Below are 19,993 nucleotides of genomic sequence, written 5' to 3'. Positions count from 1 at the left end.
GACCGGCGAACGGGTGGGCGTACCGGCGACGGTGCGATCATCCTGTGACGTCCGATGCCGCCGGTTTCATTCCCGGTACGGTGTTGTAGACACCCATCACGGTCGTGGTGTCCAGGGTGACCGTGGAAGCGTCCAGTATGACCTCGCCATCGCGGAGCCCGATGACCCGGTCCGCCCACCCCAGGGCCAGGTCGACCTGGTGCAGACTGCCGATGACCGTCAGCGATCTCTCACGCGCGATCTCGCGCAGCAGACGCATGACCGTGTCGGCGCTGTCCGGATCCAGTGAGGCGACGGGTTCGTCGGCGAGGAGAATGGCCGGATGCTGCATCAGCGCTCGGGCGATGGCCACACGCTGCTGCTGCCCACCGGAGAGCGTGCTTGTGCGCTGGAACGCATGATCGGCCATACCGACCCGGTCGAGGTGTTCCAATGCTTCCAGACGAAGGGCACGTGTATAGGTGAACAGGCCGAGTCGGGGGCCCACCAGTCGCCCGAGCGCGCCGCTGCAGACGTTCTCCAGCACGCTCAGCTGTCCGACAAGGTTGAACTGTTGGAAGACGAAACCGGTTCTGCGGCGGATCTGACGCAGCTGGTGCCCACGTGCGTGCGCCACGTCGGTGCCCAGCACCCGCAGGCTTCCACTGGTCGGCCTGTGCAGACAGCAGATATGCCTGAGCAGGGTGGACTTCCCGGAACCGGAGCGGCCCAACAGCGCCAGGATCTGTCCCGTCGGGACATCGAACCCGACCCCACGTAGCGCGGTCACTCCCCCGTCGAACTTCTTCGTCACCTGCGTCAGGGAGACGACCGGCCCTTGATCGACGTCGTCGAACACCGCCTGTTCTGCCATGTGAGCCTCGAATCATTCGTCGGGGTGGGTGGGAGTACCGGTGTGCATGTGCGCTAGCCCGTCTCGCAGGCTTCGGCCTCGGTGATCTGGCAGATCTCGCGGATGGGGTCGTAGAACGAGTCGTCGGCCTCCGTGAACCCCCAGTAGCCGGCGATGTCGTCGACTCCGAGGGCATCGGCGTTCCCCCGCTCCAGCACCGCTTCGGTGATCGCGTCGCGGAGTTCGGGATCCAGAGAGTTGAGGATGGCCAGAGGGGAGTTGACGACCGGGTCGGACGTCCAGATGACGGTGTAGTCGTCGTGGTCGATGCCCTCCTGCTCCGGCAGGACCTCGTCGTACAGCAGGTCGCGGACAGCTCCCGCGTCACACTCTCCGTCCCGGACCGCCAGGAGGGAGGCGTCATGCCCACCGGAGAACCTCTCGGTGTAGTCACCTTCGCTCAGACCGGCCTCCATCAGCCCGGCCAGCGGATAGAGGCGGCCGGAGGTGGAGTTGGGATCAACGAAGCAGACCGTCTTCCCCCGCAGATCGGCGAGCTCGCTGATTCCGCTGTCGGCTCGGGTGACCATGTAGGAGTGGTAGCTGGGGTTGCCGCCCTCCTCATAGAGTTCGGCCGCCATGGGGGAGATGTCGACCCCCGAGTCCCTCGCCAAGACGTAACTGAACGGTCCGTACATGGCGATGTGGACGGTGCCCGCGCGCTGGGCCTCGATGAGCGCGGCGTAGTTCGTCATGACCTGTAGATCGACCTCCTTGCCGGAGGCGTCGGCGATCAGGTCCGCGAGCGGCTCGTACGAGGCGTTCAAGGAAGCGGCGTTCTCGTTCGGGATCAAACCCAGGACGAGTGTGTCGGGGTCGGAGGCGCTTTCGGCGCTGGAGGCGCCGCCGCAGGCGGTGGCCAGCGCGAGGGTGAGGGCCACGGCGCAGAGCGCGGTCGTTCTGGAGAGCTTTCCGGGCATGGTGCTAGCCCTTCCGGTCAGAGGGGGCGAGATGGCTGGGGGCACGGGCTGTGTCAGTCGCCCACAGCGCTCGAGGGGGATCTGCGCGTCGCGGCCGCGAAACGGTCCCGCATGGTCTCGGGCGGGTGGGTGCTGGTCGCGCGCGGAGGCATGGGGCCGCTGCGCGCACGGGTCGGCACGACGAGCATGTGCGGCCCCGGGGAGGACAGCGCCGCGGTGACACCCGTGTGGAGCTGCTCAGGGGTGGCGCATCGCCTGGCGTCGGCGTATCCGGCCGCCGCAGCCACCTTCTCCAGACCGGTGGTGTCCGATGTCGTGCCCTGGCCGCCGGTCGACTCGTGGGTACCGTTGTCCAGCACGACGTGGACGAGGTTGGGCGGCGCCTGGGCGCCGATCACCGACAGTGCGCCCAGGTGCATGAGCGCGGCGCCGTCGCCGTCGAGAGCGATGACGGGGCGGTCGGGCCGGTTGAGGGCGATGCCCAAGGCGATCGAGGACGCGTGCCCCATGGAGCCCTGCATGTAGAAGTTGGCCGGCCGGTCCTCGACCCCGAACAGCTCGCGTCCGGTGTAGCCGGTGGTCGCGACTACCGGGGCGTCACCGATGAGCTTGGTGATCAGGTGGACGGCGTCGACGCTGTCCATCCGGTCGGTGCCCGCGTGTCCGCGCGCGGTCCCCCGGGCCGGTGCCGCGGCGTCGACCGCGTGCTTCTCCACGAGTACGAACGGCGCGTGCCCCTCGTCCAGCGCCGTCGTCACGGCTTCCAGGATCTCCTGGAAACGCGCTTCGTCGGCGTCCGCGCGCAGTATCCAGTACGGCAGGCCCAGGAGGTCCAGGTAAGGAGCGGTGGTCGGTCCCATGACGGCGTGCTGGGGCTCGTCGCCGGCTGGGTCGGGCCAGCCCCGCAGGCTGACGAAGGTGAGCACCGGAATCCGGTAGGTCATGACCAGCGAGGTCAGGGGGTTGACGAGGTTACCGAGCCCGGAGTTCTGCAACATGATGTAGGCGCGCTCACCGGCCAACGCGGCACCGGCGGCCGTGGCGAGCGCACCGCCCTCGTTGGCCGCGGCGACATAGCGGCCCGGAGTGCGGCTCAGCAGGGAGATCGGTCCACCGAAGTACGAGCAGGGGACGCCGCTGGCGAAGCCGAAGCCGTGCCGCTCCAGCTCGTCGCAGAAGAACGCGGCGGAGATCATCGTCGTCCCTCCTGGGCGGCTCCGGTCGGGCCCGGCGCTGCCGGGTCGAGGACGGCCTCCCGCAGAAGCGAGGGCGCGGTCATCGGCGGGGGGACGGGAAGCCCGAGGAGGCGGAGGACGGTCGGGGCGACGGAGGTGATCGCCGCCGGGTCCGTGGACAAGACGGCATCGCTCCGTGTGCCCGCCGGGGCCAGGACGCAGTGGACGGGATTGTGCGTGTGTCCCCCGTAGGGGACGGCCTCACCCTTGTCTCCGGCGGACCGCAGCATCTGCTCGGCGTTACCGTGGTCGCCGACGACCAGCATCCACCGGCCTGCGGCTCGTGCCGCTGCGTGGATGCGCGACACCGCCGTGTCGACGGCCTCGGCCGAGCGCCGGGTCGCGTCGAAGTTTCCGGTGTGCCCGACCACGTCGATGTTGGCGAGGTTGGCCGCGATGAGGTCGATGTCGTCGCGTCCGCACGCTTCGGCGATGGCGTCGGCCACGCCTGCGGCGTTCATCTCCGGGTGTTCGTGGACCGGCCCGTCGGGGGCACCGGTGATCTTGAGGTGTTCCTCCCCTTTCCTCGGCCGGGAGTCCCGTCCGTTGAGGAAGAAGGTGACGTGCTCGAATTTCTCCGGCTCCGCGACGCGCAGCGACCGTGCGCCGGCTTCTTCGAGCACATCGCTGAGTCCTCCCGAGGCGTCCGCCCGGGAGACGAGTGCGGGGATCGCGGTGCGGGTGTCGTACTGGGCCAGACTCAGCAAGCGCACCCGATCCCGGCCGCTCGCGGCGAGGAGGTCCGCGACCATGTCCGCCAGCGGCGCCGTGCGGTCGCTGCGGAAGTTGGTGAACAGGATGCCGTCGCCGTCCTCGACGCGTGCGCGGTGTCCCGAGAGGCCGGTGACGGCCGTGGGCGGGATCGCTCCGTCACCGACCGAGGGGAGCAGCGCGTCCTGGGGGGTGGCGGCGGTGTGCTCCGCGTCGCCGTCCAGGAGGAGCCGCGCGGCCGCGGCCGTCAGGTGCTCCTTCCCGCTCTTGTCCATCGCGTAGTCGCGGCCGACCACTCCGGAGATCGAACCGACCCCCCGTTCCTCGGTCATGGCGGCGAGCCGGGACAGGTACCGCGCGGCTGTGCCGTCGGCCACGTCACGGCCATCGGTGATCACCCAGATCCGGACCCGGTACAGCGCGGCCTCCCAGGCCGCCCGCAGGATCTCCGGAAGGTGGCCGATGTCGGAGTGGATCCGCCCGTCGGAGCACAGGCCCACCAGGTGGAGGGTTCCCCCGTTCCGTGCCAGCGCAGCACACATGTCACGCAGCAGCGGGTGGGACCGCAGATCGCCTGAGGACACGTCCCGTTCGACGCGCAGACTGTCGTACTCCACGGCATGGCCCGCCCCCATGACCAGGTGGCCGGTCTCCGAATTGCCCACGGTTCCCTCGGGAAGGCCGACCGAGGCCCCGGAGGCGTCGAGAAGCCGTCCGTTGGGTCCGCCGGAGAGGGCGTCGAGGAACGGAGTGCGGGCGGCGGTGAGGGCGTTTGCGGGGCTGGGTGGTGCGTACCCCCAGCCGTCGAGGACGAGAAGGACGCCAGGTGCGAGAGTGGTCACCGGTCGCCTCGCAGGGCCTCGAAGCGGTCCCAGAAGTCAGGGAAGGACTTGGTCACGCACGCGGGGTCGCGGATGACGACGCCGGGGGTGCGCAGGCCCGCGACGGCGAAGGCCATGGCGATCCGGTGGTCGTCGTAGGTGTCGATCACCGCTCCCTGAGGCTCCTTGCCGCCGTGGACCGTCATCGTGTCCTCGGTGGTGTCGACGGAGACGCCCATCTTGCGGAGTTCGGTACTGACCGCGTCGATCCGGTCGCACTCCTTGACGCGCAGGTTGCCGATTCCGGTGATGTGGGTCGTTCCGCGGGCGTAGGCGGCGACGACGGCCAGGGTCGGGGCGACGTCGGGCATGTTCGACATGTCGATGTCGATCCCGGTGAGCGGTCCGCCCGTCAACGTGATGCCGGTGGTGTCGGAGCGGTCGGCGCACCCCATGTCGGCGAAGGCGGTGACCAGGCCGACGTCTCCCTGCGCGGAGTCCAGACTGATCCCCGGGATGGTGACCCTCCCGCCGGTGATCGCGGCCGCGGCGAGGAAGTAGGACATGCCCGAGGCGTCGGACTCCACCGTGATATCGCCCCCGCGGTAGCGCACGGCACCCGGTACGGCGTAGCGCTCGTACCCCGACCGCCGGAGGGAAACCCCGCCGGCGGCCATCGCGGCGATTGTCATGTCGACGTAGGGCTTGGAGACGGGGTCCCCGTCCACGACGAGTTCGAGGCCCGCCTCCGTTCCGACCGAGCCGATGAGCAGGCTACTGGTGAACTGGCTGCTCACGGTGCCGTCGACGCGGGTGAAGCCGCCGCGCAGGGTGCCGCCGCCGATCTCGATCGGCGGCGAACCGTTGCCCGCGGTGCTCCGGACCTCAGCGCCGAGCTTGCCGAGCGCGTCGAGGAGGTGGCCCATGGGCCGCTCGCACATGCGCTTGTTGCCCGTCAGGACCGTGCGGCCCTCCGCCAGGGCCGCCATGGTGATCAGGAAGCGGATCGGCGTACCCGCGTTTCCCATGTCGATGGCGGTGTCGGGCGCACGCATGGGGCGGCCGTTGGGGACCACCGAGAACGTCTCGCTGTCCGCGTCGGCCTCGACGTCCACGTGTCCGAAGGCGCGCAGGGCCTTGGCTAGGAGCAGGGTGTCCTGGGAGTGCAGCGCGTGGCGAAGGACCGTCGGCTCCGGAGCCAGTCCAGCGATCGCCAGGAACCGGTTGGTGTAGCTCTTCGAACCGACGACGGTGACCGTTGCGTCGAGGTCCTTGAGGGGGGTGATGCCGACCTCGGGGAGGTCCATGATCGGGTTGCGGGTCGAACGTGTCACAGCGGTGCCCATCCTTGGGTCGGGGGTGAGGGTGATACGCGGTACGGGCCGGCGGGACGTCAGCTCCGCCGGTGCACCTTGTGCTGCGCGGCTTGGGCTCGGGGCCGCACGACGAGGAAGTCGACGTTCACGTGTGCGGGACGGCTGACTGCCCAGGCCACGGCGTCAGCGATGTCCTCGGCCATGAGGGGTTGGTCGACCCCCGCGTAGACGGCTGCCGCTCGATCTTTGTCACCTCGGTAGCGGTTGAGGGAGAACTCCTCCGTGTGGACCATGCCGGGGGCGATCTCGACAACGCGCACGGGCTGGCCGCACAACTCCAGGCGCAGGGTTCCGGCCAGGGCGTGTTCGGCGTGCTTGGCGGCGCTATATCCCCCGCCGCCTTCGTAGACGGTGAAGGCGGCGGTCGAGGAGATGACGACGATGGTCCCGTCCCCGCTCTCAGTGAGGAGCGGGAGCAGTGCCTGCGTGGTCGCGAGCGCTCCCAGGACGTTCGTCTCGAACATGGTGCGCCAGTCGGCGGGGGCGGCGTCCGCGACCTCTTCGGTCCCGATGGCGCCGCCAGCGTTGTTGACGAGTACGTCGCATCGGATCAGTCCGTTGACGACGGCCGCGATGGCCGATGGGTCGGTGACGTCCATGGGCTGGACATCGACCGCCTTCCCGTCCGCTGCGATGCGTTTGGCGACCTCTTCCAAAGCGCTGACCCTGCGGCCGGTCAGGACGACGCGATAGCCCTCGTCGGCCAGCCGGTAAGCGGTGGCCGCACCGATCCCGCTTCCGGCACCGGTGACGAGAGCGGTCCTCTGGGCCCCCTCCGGAGAAGAGCTCATCGGTACGCGTCCTTCCGCGGCACAGAGGTGGTGGAGAAGAGCGGTTCCTCGGGCGGTGCCGCGATCTGGGTCAACCAGACGTGGGCTCCAGGCTCGAGAAGGAGACGGAGATCCGCTCCGCTCTGCCCGGACGTCTCGACCGAACCGCCGAGGAAGGCCAAGTGGGCCTTGCTCGCGGCTACCTCGGGAAAGCACGAGGTAACGGTGAACTCCGCCTGAGTCGAGGTGGGATTGTGCACCCCGAGCAGGCTGACCAGCGTGTTCGGGGTGCGCTCGAGGCCGTTAGGTGATACGCGGAAAGCACTTCGCAGTCCGCTTCCCAAATCCGGGCTCGATACGGAGGCGTCAGGGGAGAGAACATGGGAAAGATCCAGATCATTTCCCGCACAGGTGGACGGATAACCGACCCCGAGTGGTTCGCAGACCATCTCCTGGCGGCGCAAGCCGGTTTCACCCTTGATGCTCGTCATCGATTCCTGCATTTCGTCTTTGGCTTTTTCGTCGACATTGGATCCAATGACGATGCTGACTGTCAAGGGACCTTGAGGGTCAAAAATTCAGCAGGCGAAGGGAGGCGTGAGAGAGAAGGTATGAATCAGCAGAAGAATTGTCAATGAGCTGACCACGGAGGCAGGCGACGAAGGTGTCGTCTGTGACTCATGTGAGAGCAGAGAACAAAGAGGAAACAAAGTTACAAAATGTCACCTTGGTGGTGATTCATGGCGGATTGTCGGCCATCGTTCCGTCACGGAACCCTGCCGACCGGGAAGGCCGGGTAAGGAGGCGCCCTCCGCAGGGGTTTTCCCAAGCCAGGGCGTCTCCGGGGTCGGCGGCCGGGACTTCGAGTCGCATAGCTCGATCACACCCCCGACCTCCCCAGCACCCGGTCGAACAGGCCGCCACCAGTACCACCGATCACTGTCCGACTGAGGAATTCCTCAGTCGAACTTGAGTCATTCCTCCTCGAGTAGTCGCAAAAACCCACAAGGAAGTCCCTTGACCTGGACCGATCACCTGGGAGCGGTGTTTCGACCTCAGGGCTCGGGCGGCCGCCCGGGATCCGCTGCCTCATCGGCGAAGGCGGGCCTCCCGCAGGAACCAGGAAGCGAGGACGGCCACCATGAGCCTGCGGACCGAGTGGCGCTCGGGAGAGGAGGACGACCCGTGAGGTCGCAGAGCCAGGCTCTCTCGGCGGGGGAGTCCCGGCTCGGACTGCCTGCTGGGTGACAGCGGGTGCTTTCCCGTTTACGCCTTGGTGACGCGGCAGGCGAAGCACTTGTAGGCCTGCTGCCCCGAGACATTGTCGAAATAGCGGTCGTCGGTCAGCAGGTTGGCGGACTCGTAGCGATCCGCACCCGAGACGTCACCGACCGCCTGCGAGGGGCCGAAGGTACTGGGCACAAAGATCGTGTCCTCGCGGATGCCCTCCCAGAGAAGAGCAGTTCCGGTGACCGCTCCGCGGGGACTCTCCACACGGACTTGTTCCCCCTCGGCGATACCGTTCCTCTGGGCTGTTCGAGGATGGATCTGGATCAGGCGTACCCCGTTGAGTTGTTTGCCCGTGGGGGTCCACTGCGTGACCGAGGCAAAGTGCACCACGCTGGGCCTGCCGGTCATACCCATCAGTGGGTAGTCCCTGTGCACGTCACCTTGGGCCTGGACGCCCAGCCGAACCTTCACGGTGTTGGCGTGGGGGTAGAGGGGGTTGGTGACGAAGGCATTGGTGTATTCGATGGTCGGGTGCCCGCCGGTTACCTCGGGATGGGTGTAGAAGATCGGCAGAGCGGAGTGGCCGACCCCGGCCAGGGCCTCCTCCAGTTCCTCGGTGTGGATCTCAACCTTCCCCGAAGGGGTGAGGAAGCGTTTCCCCTTGTTTTCCTCCCCCAAGGAATCAGCCGCTTCGTACCAGCTCGGGTGATCCATGTAGAGGGTGCTCACCCCAGGGTGCTCGGAACCGGGACAGGGCCAGCGCAGGGGTTCCCTTCTGGCGCTCATCCGTTCGGCGTCCATTCCCTTCATCCCCGGGGTGTGCGCCACGAACTGCGACCACAGGGTTCGGTAGTCCTTCCACTCGGCAGGAAAGGCGTTTGCCCAATAACCTCTGGGACTGCTGGTGTCCACTTCTTCCAGGGTATGGGCGAGGTCGATCCAGATCTCCCAGTCCGGACGTGACTCCCCGACCCGCGGCACAGCCTGGTTCTGCCATCGGATCGCGCGATCGTCCCGACGCATGTAGACGCCCTCCATCTCCAGACCACTACACACCGGCAGGATGATGTCGGCGAAGTAGGCGGCCTCTTCCATGAACAGGCCGGTATAGACATAGAAGTCGAGCTTCTCAAACGCCTTGTGCACCCTGGCGGTATTCGCTGATGACAGGAGTGGATTGCCCTGGGTGATGACGGCCCTGAGTTGGTAGGGCTTTTTCTCCAGGATGGACTCGGCGAAGTAATCGGGACCTACCGGCAGCGCCTCTGTTGTCTCGGGAACGGTCGATTCGAGCGGAGGCAGGTACATTTTTCCCGGCCATGTGTTGTGCATGAAGTTGCAGCCACCGCCGGGTAGACCGATGTTGCCGGTGATCGCAGCAAGGAAGGCCAGGCAGCGATAGGTGTCGAAGGCCCCGAGTTGATGGGAGATACCAGCGTTGCAGACGATGGCGGCAGGAGACGCGCTGGCGTACTCCTCAGCGATCTGCTTGATGGTCTGGGCGGGCACACCGGTGACATCGGCGGCCCATTCGGGTGTGTAGGCGTGGTCGACCAGATGGCGGCGCAGTTCCTCGAATCCCACCACCCATCGGTCGATGAAATTCCTGTCATACAAATTCTGCGCCACGACGTGGTACAGGATCGCCAGCACCAGCGCCTGGTCGGTGTGGGGTTTCGGGGACACCCACAGATCGGCCTGGGCTCCGGTGGGCGTGAGTCTGGGGTCGACCACGACCAGTTTCGCCCCCGTCCTGGCCCGCTCACGCAGCAGGTACTCGAAGGTGACCGGGTGGGTTTCGGCCTGGTTGGTTCCAAGGAACAGAAAGTACCTGGCCGAACCGAGATCCTGCTCTCCCGTGGCCTCGTCCACGCCGTAGCCGTTGGTGAAGTAACCCAGCCCGAAGGTGCTGGACAGGGCGTTGGCCCCGGCATCGTTACAGACCGGCCCCACGTCGGTGTTGTTGGGGCTGCCGAGTAGCGAGAACAAACGTGCGATCAGGTCCGCGGAGCCCCGGGGCATACGTCCGGTGGTGCGGTTGGCGACGGCGCGGGCTTCTCCTGCGTCACGTAGTCCCACCATCTTCTCAGCGATGGCGCGTAGCGCCTCGTCCCACGAGACGGGCTCGAAACGCGAGTCCTTACTGCCCTTCTGTCCTGAGACCCGGCGCAGGGGCGTGGTGATCCGGTGATGGTTGTAGACCAACTCGGGCATCATCTTCGCTTTGACGCAGAGGTTTCCGTCCTGGACGCGGTCCTCGTCTTCACCGCTGATGCCGATCACACGTCCAGACTTCAGGGACACCTTCATACCGCAATGAGAATTACAGAACTGACATGCGGTGTCGACGATCTCTTCCGGAGATAGTGCCGCAGATTCCTGGGTGAAGTCGAACCCGCCTCCGCTCACCACGGAATCGCTCGACGTTGCGTCATGGCCGGAGTTCGACCCCGGCGAGAGAGACGTCGGAGACGGGGCGGACGAAGTTTGCAATCCCAGCGCCATACCGCCTCCGACGAGACCGCCCTGGAAAAAGAAAGAACGACGACTTGATCCCGCATTTTCGACTGACATCTGAATTCTCCCTTTGCCATGCCTGGCGCATGGGCGGCAAGCACGAGGACAGACTTCAAGCCCTGCCCCAAAATAACTGATCGCACCCAAATCTCTATAAGACACGCCTGTGCTCCAGAAACCTGCCCGACACCCACCATGGAAAGACTGAGGCCCTGGAGCCACACCAGGCTGCCACCCTCCAGTTCGGAGGGCAACCCTTTCGTAGGGCGCGGTTATCGCACACACCTGCCTTCTTCCCTGTCGTTTGACATTGGGATAAGCCCCGTGGACCATGAGGCGTTTGCCATCCCGCGTCGGATGGATTAATGGTCGATCACCGTGCCGCTTCGCGGATACTCGGGCACAGGTCACAGTCAGAGCGAAGGCGAGCCGTCCAAGGCGGGACGGCTGCCCCAAAGGAAGGCGGAGAGCAGCACAAAGACCAAAGCTGTGGCCGAATCCGGCCACAGCGGAGCTCTCTGTTCACAAGAGAGGACGGGGCTTCTGGCGCTGACTCTGCTCCAGTACCACACCCTGCACCAAGAGAGCGACATTAAAAGGATGTACCTTCTGGGAATCTTGAGATGGTGTCTGTTCGTGTCAACTCAGGGTTCTGCTATCACAGTGAGCCGGAGGGCGGCGTATGGCCGCTTTCCCCGGATTGCGGAGGGAAAGCTCAGCACGGATGCGCACAGCGCAGCTCCTCGCCGGAACGTCGACGGCCGAGGCCAGCACTGGTCAGCAGTTGGGCACAGCGCAACGCCAGATAACGCACGCCCTGGCCCCAGGGGTGAGGTGCTCCAAGGTTCCCGGCGGGGACCAATAACATGGCCCCGGCAGAAAAGAAAGGGCGAAGGGGCAGGCGTCCTGTGCTGCAATCGAGATGCCGGGACCGGGTTGGAAGTCAGCTTCCTCCATGAACACTTCTGCCGGATACTGGCGCCCATGGCGATCATTCACAAAGCTACTGTCACCCCGAGCAAAATGACGTTGATCAGCACCTGGTTGGACAGCCAATCGTGGGCAGGTCAGGGGTCCGACGAGAACCTCGGCAAGTACAGGTTCGACGACCCGGAGGGGGAGGTCGGCGTGGAGGCCTTCCTGCTCCGACGCGGGGCACGACTGCTCCACGTGCCGCTGACCTACCGGGGCGAACCCCTACACGGTTACGAAGAGCACCTGGTCGGCACGTTGGAGCACTCCACTCTGGGGACACGCTGGGTCTACGACGGAACCAAGGACGCGGTGGCCGTCGCCTGCTTCCAGCGCGCCCTCGCCGGAGAGCAGGCACAGGCGGAGCTGGAGGTCTGGCAGGAAGGCCGCCTCCTGGAGCGGAGGCCCCAGCAGGTCCTGGTCTCCAGTGAACCCGCCGAGACCGTCAATGACGCCGATCGACTGATTCCGAATGGGAAGATGCTGCTTCCGCGTGTCCTGGGAGCCGCCTCCGAGGGAAGACGACGACTCCGTGCCCGGTGGGGTGACGAACAGGCGGTGGTCGCGGTGCTGGTCTAGATGTACCGTCTTGAGGGGTTGGTGTGTCCTGGTCAGCAGTCGTAAGCAAGCAGTGATCGCTTGATCGGGGCGCCCACCAGCTGGCTGCGCCACATCGCGGTACTACGTCCGGCTTCGACCAGGACCAACACTTTGTACCGGAACTCGGCTGGGTAGCTACAACGTCGCACGATGTTCTCCTTGAGGACACGTGGCCTCAGAACCTAGAAACTCGACTCCGGAAAACCCAGAACGCATCAGGCCAGGACTGGCTCACTCTGGAAGGGCTACCTGTCTACACTCTCGAGCTCAACCCCGTGGAGATGTTGTGGTCAGCCCTCAAGGCACGGAAGTTGGCCAATCCTGCTGGTGCCACCTGACAGAGGTCGGCGACGCAGTCAAACGAGACATCAATCGTGTCTGCGAAGACGATCGGCTTCCATGGTCCTTCCTGACCCACCTGGGGTTGAAGATCCACCCTCCAGCCCCACACAGCTAACGAAAAACTGAGTAGGTTGCTCGTTCCACTACCTCCAGCACGACGTTCCCTACGACGAGACCACCACCTTCCCGAATCCGCTCGAACTCGAGCTGGGGGTCGTGGCTTGACACCTTGCATCCATCGGATGCCTACGGGTACCAGCCGATCGCCGGATACCAGCGCTGCCAGTCTGGTTCATCGTGGCCGTCACCGATCTCGCCACCGCTACGATGGCTGCCTAAATCTGGCCTACCACACCACAACCCCGCTCGCGGGCCGCATCGATGCATAGCGTATCCGCATCAGTCTTTGGAAGACCTGTCAACAAGATGACCGCATCCGGCCGTCACGTCGGGCGACCAAGGCAAGAAGTAGCAGGTCAAGTACAGTCCGATCTGCTCCTGCCCCTGACAAAGACTATCATTCGCCCCCGTGATACTTGCTCCCGAACTTTTCTATGTATAACACTTGTATCGGTTGTCATAATTGATTCGAGTCGCAAGGAGCTCGGGTTGAAGCGATCGGAAGAGCTCAATAGCAAAACGATTTGGTCCAGCGATCCGCACTTGCAGGTAAAGCATCTCGTCTACCGCAAATATATGGACTGCTGGATGGCGAAGATTCTGCAGAGGTTCCCGAAGGCGACTATCGTAGACGCATTTTCTGGTCCGGGGATATACGAAGACGGAGCCCCGGGGTCGCCTATCCTGGCTGCCAAGGCCTATCTGGAGCACAGCTCGCGCCCGAGGTTCAACAAGCTCGACCTGATATGCCTGGAAGAGCGAGACGATCGTGTCGAGGAGCTGCACCGGCAGTTCGCCAAGCTTCCCCATGACGCGAACCTGAATGTCATGATCCAGCCACCCGGGGTCTTCACCGAACAACAGGAGTACCTGTCCACGCTCGCGCGGCGCAGCAGTCCAGGATGCCCGGTACTGTGGATCATCGACCCGTTCAAGATCAGGGACGCTCCCTTCGAGTTGGTTCGCCGATGCCTCAAGAACCGGCGGGACGAAGTCATCCTCACCCTCTTCACGGGGTACATGCACCGGTTCTGCGAAAAAGACGGATACGGCAGGACCATGGACCGCTGCTTCGGTGGGGAGCACTGGAAGTCGGCAGTGACCGTGTCAGGGGACGGCCCGAGGAAGGCTGCCTTCGCCTCGGCCTACGAGGAGGGCTTGAAGCAGCTCGGCCTGTTCACGGGCAGCTTCGGTGTCCGTGTCAGCAACACCACCGAGGTCTACCATCTGGTCATGGCCACCCACAGTGAAGCCGGGCTCAGGTGCTGGAATCCGGTCGGCTGGAAACTGGACAGCTACACCGGGCGCAGTGCCTCGGCCGACACCGCAGCCGCTGACACCCTGTTCGCTGACTCCCCTGTGGTAGACGCTCTGGAGGCCGCACTCGAAGCCCATGCCGGCACTGAACGGACCTGGTCCCAGCTGTCCCGGGAGGCAGCTGAGCACCGGTATGTCGACAGGCACCTGCGCCAGGTATTGGACCGACTCGCCCAGCGGGGACTGGCGATGCGTATCGAACCGATCACGGCTCGCACGCCATGGCCGGAGGGGTGCCGGGTGCGCTTCTATTCCCCCGGTGACATTCGTGATGCCGAGGCCTACGGCTAGCCTTTGGCCAACACGGAAGACTGCGGCTTCTCATCCCAGGTACGCCCGTCGAGGAGGCGCCCATTGGCCTTGGGGGTACGTCCGCCCCACTGCTTGAAAAAGAAGGCGGTGGAGCTCTGCTGGCAAGCGTCACGGATCTGGCGCACCCAGTCGACATGCATGGGACGGTGACCGCGACCGCTCTCCCCACCGGCGATCACCCAGTCGATGCCAGACAAGTTCAGCTCTGGCAACGGCCCGAGCAGCGGCTCGCACGACAAGAACCGTACGGCCGCAGGAACTCGGCGCAAGTGGTCGACACGTTCGAGCACATCAGCCGATTCCACTGAGACCCCCATCCAGACGTTGGGCGGCCAAGGCAGTTGATCAGCGAGGCGGGCCAGGCGCAGAGAGCGTTTAGTGAGGATCTGGTAGGTGTGCTGGGGTGTCTCGGCCATCACGGCGAAGACCTGGGTGATGAAGTCCTTGGGTACCCGAGCGTGGAACAGGTCGCTCATCGAGTTGACAAAGACCAGACGCGGGCTCTTCCATTTGCGTGGGATGTCCAAAGCTCGCGGGTGGATGGTCACGTCAAACCCGGGGCCTGAGGTGCGTGGGTCGCCGTCGTTTTGGTACTTCTCCGCACCCATGGCCTTGAGACGTTTGGCCAGGGTGAGGGCATAACAGTTGTCGCAGCCAGAGGCGACACGGTCGCAGCCGGTGGTGGGGTTCCAGGTGGCTTCGGTCCACTCGATCGAGCTTCGTTCTGCCACAGCGGCACCAGCTTTCAAAGACGGATAAGGGCAAGCGACCCCAGCTGCGGGCCGGTCAGTCAGTATGAGCAAGGTTTGATTCGAACAACTGTCCGTACATTAACAACAGGTGATGCCTGTTGCAAAGGACCCCAGAAAGATGGTTACACAGGTCTCTCGCAATGCGTCACCCCTCGTCGGTTTCCACTGTCCGGTCGATGGCTGCCCGCGAGGCTGTTGCCCACAGCCACTACCCAGTCTCCCAGAGTCCACCTTTGTCTGGATGGCTTTCGTTGTTTCCATACCAGCAGAGCGACGCCCCAAGAGCACAAGAACGCGGACAGTGCAGCTAGCAGACGAACAGTTAATCCGGTGGTTACCAAAGCACGACTTTGCGACGTGCTGAGAAGCCTCGTGTCATGCGGCGGATCTCCACCAGCCTGGGGAAGGGTTCTCACCCGGCTTGGGCGAGGAGGCCTCCTCCTCGCAGTCCTCGCTGCTTGACCAGCCTCCCCCAACGTTCCTTGCGGTCGAAGTGGGACGCGATCTCTCGACCACTCGGCAGCTCTCCTGTCTCTCGCTGCTGTTCCAACGCCCATTGCCAAGCTCGGTCTTGAAACGGTGACAGGGCGGGTCCTGCGGTGGTCTCGGCATCCCTACCATGCACAGCCTGGAGACCGGTGGCTTTCGAAGCACCCGAGACGGTTGGGCCTTGGGCTACTTGGCTCTTCACCCCCGACATCGGTTTCATGGCCTGCTCATGGGCTGCGGACGCAGTGCGTACGCTCCGAGCGGTTGCGCGGAACTCCCGCATGAGCAACTCGTACGCACCGATGAGCGCAAAGCTCGGCCAGGCGTGGATGATCCGCGACCACATCGTGGGGTCGGCGACCGCGACGTTGGCGGCCAGGGACGCGCCGGAGCCGACGATCAGCAGTGTCCAGGGCAGCAGGCTGCCCTTCCGACCGTGGCGGGCATCGCTCAGCAGCGTCATCGACGCGCCCACGATCATGCCGTCGACCGACAGCGGGAACAGGGCCGCGCGCCACTCCGGCTCACCGTGGCGCAGCGCGAGTTCGTACATGTGCGAGTAGGACACCACCGCGGCGATGCCCGCGAGCAGCAGAACAGCCGCGATGGTGACCCATCGTGACCAGCGGGAGGACTCCATCCCGATCACCCTTTCCCGGTGACCGAGGAACCTTCACAGGGCCGAAAACACCTTGCCGGGCGGGGTGGGAGACACCCGTCTCCCACCCCGCACTGGGAGATTTCTGGGAGACGCGAACCTCTCCCAACGGCTCCCAACCGCCGCGAAGATCCCTCAACGGAACCCTCCGACCTGGGCGAATGCTCATCGGCGCAGGTCGCTGCGGAGCCGGAACTACCTTGACACGGTAGAGGTCACAGGTTCGAATCCTGTATCGCCCACTTCACTCCGGAGCGGCCCTGCTCGCGCGCCACCGCGCACCAGCAGGGCCGCTTCGTCATTCCCCCCGGAAGACGACCCCAGACACCCGACCTCCGGGGCCCGGCCACGGGCGCGACCGGGACACCAGCTTGGTTACACGCGCGCACGGAGGGTAGACGAACACCACCCCGACCCCCGGAGGCAACCGTGTTCGCCACCATCGCCGCCGTCCTGTTCGGACTCGCCCTGCTGCTGGAGCTGCTCGGCGAGAACATCCAGGACCTGGTCACCACCACGACCCTCGCCCTCGCCGGGCTGCTGTTCCTCGCGCTGCACGCGGGGGGCTACGGTTCGGGCTGGAAGCGCGGGCGCCGCTAGGGCCGCGGGCCCGCCGAGACCGCGCGACCGGCGTCCGCCCCGGCGCAGGGACTACCTCAGCGAGGTCACGGTCCTGCGGACGGGACGGCGGGGCTGCCCGTCCGAGAAGAACTCCGGTGACGCGTCCCGGATCCGTCCGACGTCCTCGAACACCGCCCGCAGGTGGGAGCGCAGCGCCTCCACCGCGGTCCCGGTGTCCCCGGCCTCGATCGCGTCCACGACCAGCGTGTGCTGTTCCACCAGCTCCCCGATCGGGCGCGTGTCGATCAGGCTCAGCCGCCGGGCCCGGTCCAGGTGGGCCTTGGCCGCGTTCACCGTCCGCCAGGCGCTCTCGTTGCCCGCCAGCGCCAGCAGCGAGCGGTGGAACTCCTCGTCGAGCTCGAAGAAGCGGTCGTGGTCGGCGCCGCCGCCCGCCTCCCGCTGCGCGCCGAGCAGGACGCGCAGGTCGCCGACGTGGTCGGCCGAGAAGGGGGGCCGGGCCTGGGCGAGGGAGGTGCACTCCACCGCCTCCCGGATGAACTGCGCCTGCCGGACGCGCTCGGGGTCCACGAGTGAGACGAACGTGCCGACCTGGGGGTAGACCTCCACCAGCCCCTCCTCGCGCAGCAGGATGAGGCTCTCGCGCACGGGCGTCCGGCTCACGGCGAGCTCGGTGGCGAGCTCGTTCTCCGACAGCGGCGTGCCCGGCTTGAGCTCCAGGGTGATGATCGCGCGGCGGATGGTGTCCAGGGTGCGGTCCCGCGCGGACAGCAGGGGTCCCCCGGACCGGGTCTGGTCGGCCATGAGGGGAGTCTACCGGCATTGACGCCACTGGTATGGCAGTGCTTGTATGTCAGTTGCCATCATGTTCACGTACGGTTTCCCCGATACTTCTTCGCAGGTGGAAGCCCTTCACAAAGGACCGGCCGATGACCGAACAGGCACCCCCCGCGCCAGCCGGACAGGGGGAGCGCAGCACCCGGGACCTCACCAAGGCCTCCGTGTCCGGGTGGCTGGGGACCGCCATGGAGTTCATGGACTTCCAGCTCTACTCCCTGGCCGCCGCCCTGGTGTTCAACCAGATCTTCTTCCCCGACCTCAACCCCGCGGTCGGCCTGATCGCGGCGATGGGCACCTACGGCGTCGGGTACGTCGCCCGGCTCGTCGGGGCGGTCTACTTCGGCCGCATGGGCGACCGCCTCGGCCCCAAGAAGGTCCTGTTCATCACCGTCGCCCTGATGGGAGTCTCCACCACCCTGATCGGCGCCCTGCCCACCTACCAGCAGGTGGGCCTGCTCGCCCCGATCCTGCTCGTGGGGCTGCGACTGGTCCAGGGCTTCGGCGCGGGCGCCGAGATCGCGGGCGCCACCGTGATGCTGGCCGAGTACGCCCCGGCGAGACGACGCGGGTTCATCGCCTCCCTGGTGTGCCTGGGCACCAACTCCGGCACCCTGGGCGCCTCCGCGATCTGGGCGGTGCTGGTGTTCGCGCTCTCCGAGGAGCAGCTCCTGACCTGGGGCTGGCGCCTCCCCTTCCTGGCGAGCTTCCTGCTGCTGCTCCTGGCGCTGTGGATCCGCCTCTCCGTCAAGGAGAGCCCGGTCTTCGAGCAGCGCGAGGACATCGTCGACGGTGTGGCCATGTCCCGAAGCGAGCTGGCCGCCGCCGCGGTCGAGGAGGACAGGAGCGGCCTGGAGACCGCCCTGCGCCAGCGCAAGGGCCGCGCGTTCCTGCTCGCCCTCGGCCTGCGCTTCGGCCAGGCGGGCAACTCCGGCATCGTCCAGACCTTCCTGGTCGGCTACCTCAGCGCCAACCTGCTGCTCAACGACGCGGTCGGCACGTCCGCGATCGTCTACGGCTCCCTGCTCGGCTTCGTCACCGTCCCCCTGGTCGGCGTGCTCGGCGACCGCTTCGGACGCCGCCCCGTCTACCTCTTCCTGACCGTGGCGAGCATGCTGTTCGCCGTGCCCATGATGCTGATGATCGAGACCGGCGACACCGTGCTCGTGACCGTCGCGATGGTCGTCGGGCTCAACCTGTCGGTCCTGGGCCTGTTCTCCGTGGAGAGCGTCACCATGGCCGAGCTGTTCGGGGCGCGCACCCGGTTCACCCAGCTGGCCCTGGCCAAGGAGATCGGCGGCGTCCTGGCCACCGCGATCGGCCCGGTGCTGGCCGCCACGCTCACCGCCGCGACCGGCTCCTGGTGGCCGCTGTCGGCGATGATCATCACCTACTCCCTGATCACCCTCGCCTCCGCCTACCTGTCCCCCGAGGTGCGCGGACGCGACCTGGTCCGCCTGGAGGACGCCGTATGAGGGCCGTGACCGTCCACGGAGCCGGAGACCTGCGCGTCGACGAGCTCCCCGACCCCGTCCCCGGCGAGGGGGAGGTCGTCGTCGCCGTGGAGTGGGGCGGCGTCTGCGGGTCCGACCTGGCCTACTGGCGCCACGGCCGCTCGGGCACTGCCGTGCTGCGCGACCCCCTCGTGCTCGGCCACGAGATCGCCGGACGCGTCGCCCGGGTGGGCCCGGGCGTGACCGGCGTCGAGGAGGGGCTGCCCGTCACCGTGCACCCGGCCGAGCTGGTCGGCGACGGGCGCATGCCGGAGCGGCTGGCCGGGCGCACCAACCTCTACCCGAGGGTGCGCTACTTCGGGTCGGCCGCGTTCTCCCCGCACACCGACGGCGGTTTCTGCGACCTGAAGAAGGTCGCGGCCCGGCAGCTGCGCCCCCTGCCCGAGGGGGTGGACACCCGCAGCGGGGCGCTGGCCGAACCGCTCGCCGTGGCCTGCCACGCCGTCAACCGCGCGTCGGGCGCCGTGGGGGGTGTCGCGGGCCGGGACGTGTTCGTCAACGGCGCGGGGCCGATCGGCTCGCTCGTCGTCGCCGCGCTCCGACACGCCGGGGCGGCCCGGATCACCGTCGCCGACCTCGGGCGCGCCCCGCTGGAGGTGGCCCGGGCGATGGGCGCCGACGACACGCGCGACCTCTCGCGCGGGGACGCGCTGCCCGAGGACGCCGAGCTGGTCTTCGAGGCCTCCGGCGCCCCGGCCGCCCTCGGCGGGGTCCTGAGCGCGACCGCGCGCGGCGGAACCCTCGTCCAGGTGGGCAACCTGCCCGGAACGCAGGCCCCGGCGGCGCTGGGCGAGCTCGTCACCAGGGAGGTCACCTGGATCGGCTCCTACCGCTTCGCAGAGGAGATCGACGACGCCCTGGCCGCGATGGCCGCGGGCCTGGACGTCACCCCGCTCATGACCCACTCCTTCCCCGTCGGGGAGGCGCACGAGGCGATGCGGACGGCGGCCGATCCCGCCTCCGGCAGCAGCAAGGTCATGCTGCGCTTCGCCTGAGCCGCGCCGCGGGCGTCCCGCGCTCCCCGACCGG

General features: G+C 66.5%; 16 protein-coding genes and 1 tRNA gene. 6 read left to right on the top strand and 11 right to left on the bottom strand.

Annotated features, from left to right (window positions below):
- Window positions 1–37: 37 nt before the first annotated feature.
- The 8 genes from phnC to KGD83_RS08765 form a co-directional block, all read right to left on the bottom strand.
- A complete protein-coding gene (gene phnC / locus KGD83_RS08800) occupies window positions 38–853 on the bottom strand; it encodes a phosphonate ABC transporter ATP-binding protein (RefSeq protein WP_212643338.1) in 816 nt (271 codons plus the stop codon).
- A gap of 53 nt (window positions 854–906) precedes the next feature.
- A complete protein-coding gene (locus tag KGD83_RS08795) occupies window positions 907–1,812 on the bottom strand; it encodes a phosphate/phosphite/phosphonate ABC transporter substrate-binding protein (protein WP_212643337.1) in 906 nt (301 codons plus the stop codon).
- Between the two features lie 53 nt (window positions 1,813–1,865).
- Window positions 1,866–3,008 carry a phosphonopyruvate decarboxylase gene (gene aepY / locus KGD83_RS08790; protein WP_212643336.1) on the bottom strand — a complete coding sequence of 381 codons (1,143 nt, stop codon included), beginning with the start codon at window positions 3,006–3,008 and terminating at the stop codon, window positions 1,866–1,868.
- Entirely contained in the window at window positions 3,005–4,600 is a 1,596-nt protein-coding gene (gene gpmI / locus KGD83_RS08785) for a 2,3-bisphosphoglycerate-independent phosphoglycerate mutase (protein ID WP_212643335.1), read from the bottom strand. The genes aepY and gpmI overlap by 4 nt, the downstream gene beginning before the upstream one ends.
- A complete protein-coding gene (gene aroA, locus KGD83_RS08780; RefSeq protein ID WP_212643334.1) occupies window positions 4,597–5,913 on the bottom strand; it encodes a 3-phosphoshikimate 1-carboxyvinyltransferase in 1,317 nt (438 codons plus the stop codon). The genes gpmI and aroA overlap by 4 nt, the downstream gene beginning before the upstream one ends.
- Before the next feature lie 59 nt (window positions 5,914–5,972).
- The gene (locus KGD83_RS08775; protein WP_212643333.1) at window positions 5,973–6,746 is read right to left on the bottom strand and encodes an SDR family NAD(P)-dependent oxidoreductase; all 774 of its coding nucleotides are present in this window, start codon (window positions 6,744–6,746) and stop codon (window positions 5,973–5,975) included.
- A complete protein-coding gene (locus tag KGD83_RS08770; protein WP_212643332.1) occupies window positions 6,743–7,282 on the bottom strand; it encodes a hypothetical protein in 540 nt (179 codons plus the stop codon). Before KGD83_RS08770 ends, KGD83_RS08775 begins: the two co-directional genes overlap by 4 nt.
- 709 nt (window positions 7,283–7,991) lie before the next feature.
- Complete coding sequence (locus KGD83_RS08765) at window positions 7,992–10,460, bottom strand: molybdopterin-containing oxidoreductase family protein (protein ID WP_256448862.1); 2,469 nt, start codon at window positions 10,458–10,460, stop codon at window positions 7,992–7,994.
- Between the two features lie 996 nt (window positions 10,461–11,456).
- Between KGD83_RS08765 and KGD83_RS08760 the strand changes: the two genes are divergently transcribed.
- On the top strand, window positions 11,457–12,023 hold the full coding sequence (locus KGD83_RS08760; protein WP_212643330.1) for a CG0192-related protein: 567 nt from the start codon (window positions 11,457–11,459) through the stop codon (window positions 12,021–12,023).
- Window positions 12,024–12,995: 972 nt separating this feature from the next.
- Complete coding sequence (tcmP, locus tag KGD83_RS08755; protein WP_212643329.1) at window positions 12,996–14,114, top strand: three-Cys-motif partner protein TcmP; 1,119 nt, start codon at window positions 12,996–12,998, stop codon at window positions 14,112–14,114.
- On the opposite strand, the gene KGD83_RS08750 is transcribed toward tcmP, so the two are convergent.
- Together KGD83_RS08750 and KGD83_RS08745 are read right to left on the bottom strand one after the other, a co-directional pair.
- Entirely contained in the window at window positions 14,111–14,866 is a 756-nt protein-coding gene (locus tag KGD83_RS08750) for a DUF5131 family protein (protein WP_212643328.1), read from the bottom strand. The two genes, tcmP and KGD83_RS08750, sit on opposite strands and share 4 nt — an antisense overlap.
- Window positions 14,867–15,299: 433 nt before the next feature.
- Window positions 15,300–16,016, bottom strand: a complete 717-nt coding sequence (locus KGD83_RS08745; protein ID WP_212643327.1) for a DUF2637 domain-containing protein — start codon at window positions 16,014–16,016, stop codon at window positions 15,300–15,302.
- A 173-nt stretch (window positions 16,017–16,189) separates the two neighbouring features.
- Here KGD83_RS08745 and KGD83_RS08740 point away from each other — a divergent pair.
- A tRNA-Val gene (locus KGD83_RS08740) sits at window positions 16,190–16,276 on the top strand.
- Window positions 16,277–16,463: 187 nt separating this feature from the next.
- Window positions 16,464–16,634, top strand: coding sequence for a hypothetical protein (locus KGD83_RS08735; protein WP_212643326.1), 171 nt, complete (start codon window positions 16,464–16,466; stop codon window positions 16,632–16,634).
- A 51-nt stretch (window positions 16,635–16,685) separates the two neighbouring features.
- Here KGD83_RS08735 and KGD83_RS08730 read toward each other — a convergent pair whose 3' ends face one another.
- On the bottom strand, window positions 16,686–17,417 hold the full coding sequence (locus KGD83_RS08730) for a GntR family transcriptional regulator (RefSeq protein WP_212643325.1): 732 nt from the start codon (window positions 17,415–17,417) through the stop codon (window positions 16,686–16,688).
- 125 nt (window positions 17,418–17,542) lie between these two features.
- Here KGD83_RS08730 and KGD83_RS08725 point away from each other — a divergent pair, with 125 nt between their 5' ends.
- Both KGD83_RS08725 and KGD83_RS08720 read left to right on the top strand, forming a co-directional pair.
- The gene (locus KGD83_RS08725) at window positions 17,543–18,925 is read left to right on the top strand and encodes an MFS transporter (RefSeq protein ID WP_212643324.1); all 1,383 of its coding nucleotides are present in this window, start codon (window positions 17,543–17,545) and stop codon (window positions 18,923–18,925) included.
- Window positions 18,922–19,959 carry an L-idonate 5-dehydrogenase gene (locus tag KGD83_RS08720; protein WP_212643323.1) on the top strand — a complete coding sequence of 346 codons (1,038 nt, stop codon included), beginning with the start codon at window positions 18,922–18,924 and terminating at the stop codon, window positions 19,957–19,959. The genes KGD83_RS08725 and KGD83_RS08720 overlap by 4 nt, the downstream gene beginning before the upstream one ends.
- The last annotated feature ends 34 nt before the right edge of the window (window positions 19,960–19,993 follow it).

Source organism: Nocardiopsis akebiae, from assembly GCF_018316795.1.
Classification (GTDB): Bacteria; Actinomycetota; Actinomycetes; order Streptosporangiales; family Streptosporangiaceae; genus Nocardiopsis; species Nocardiopsis dassonvillei.
Note: the sequence above shows the minus strand (reverse complement) of the source record. Positions and strands in the feature narration are given on the sequence as shown.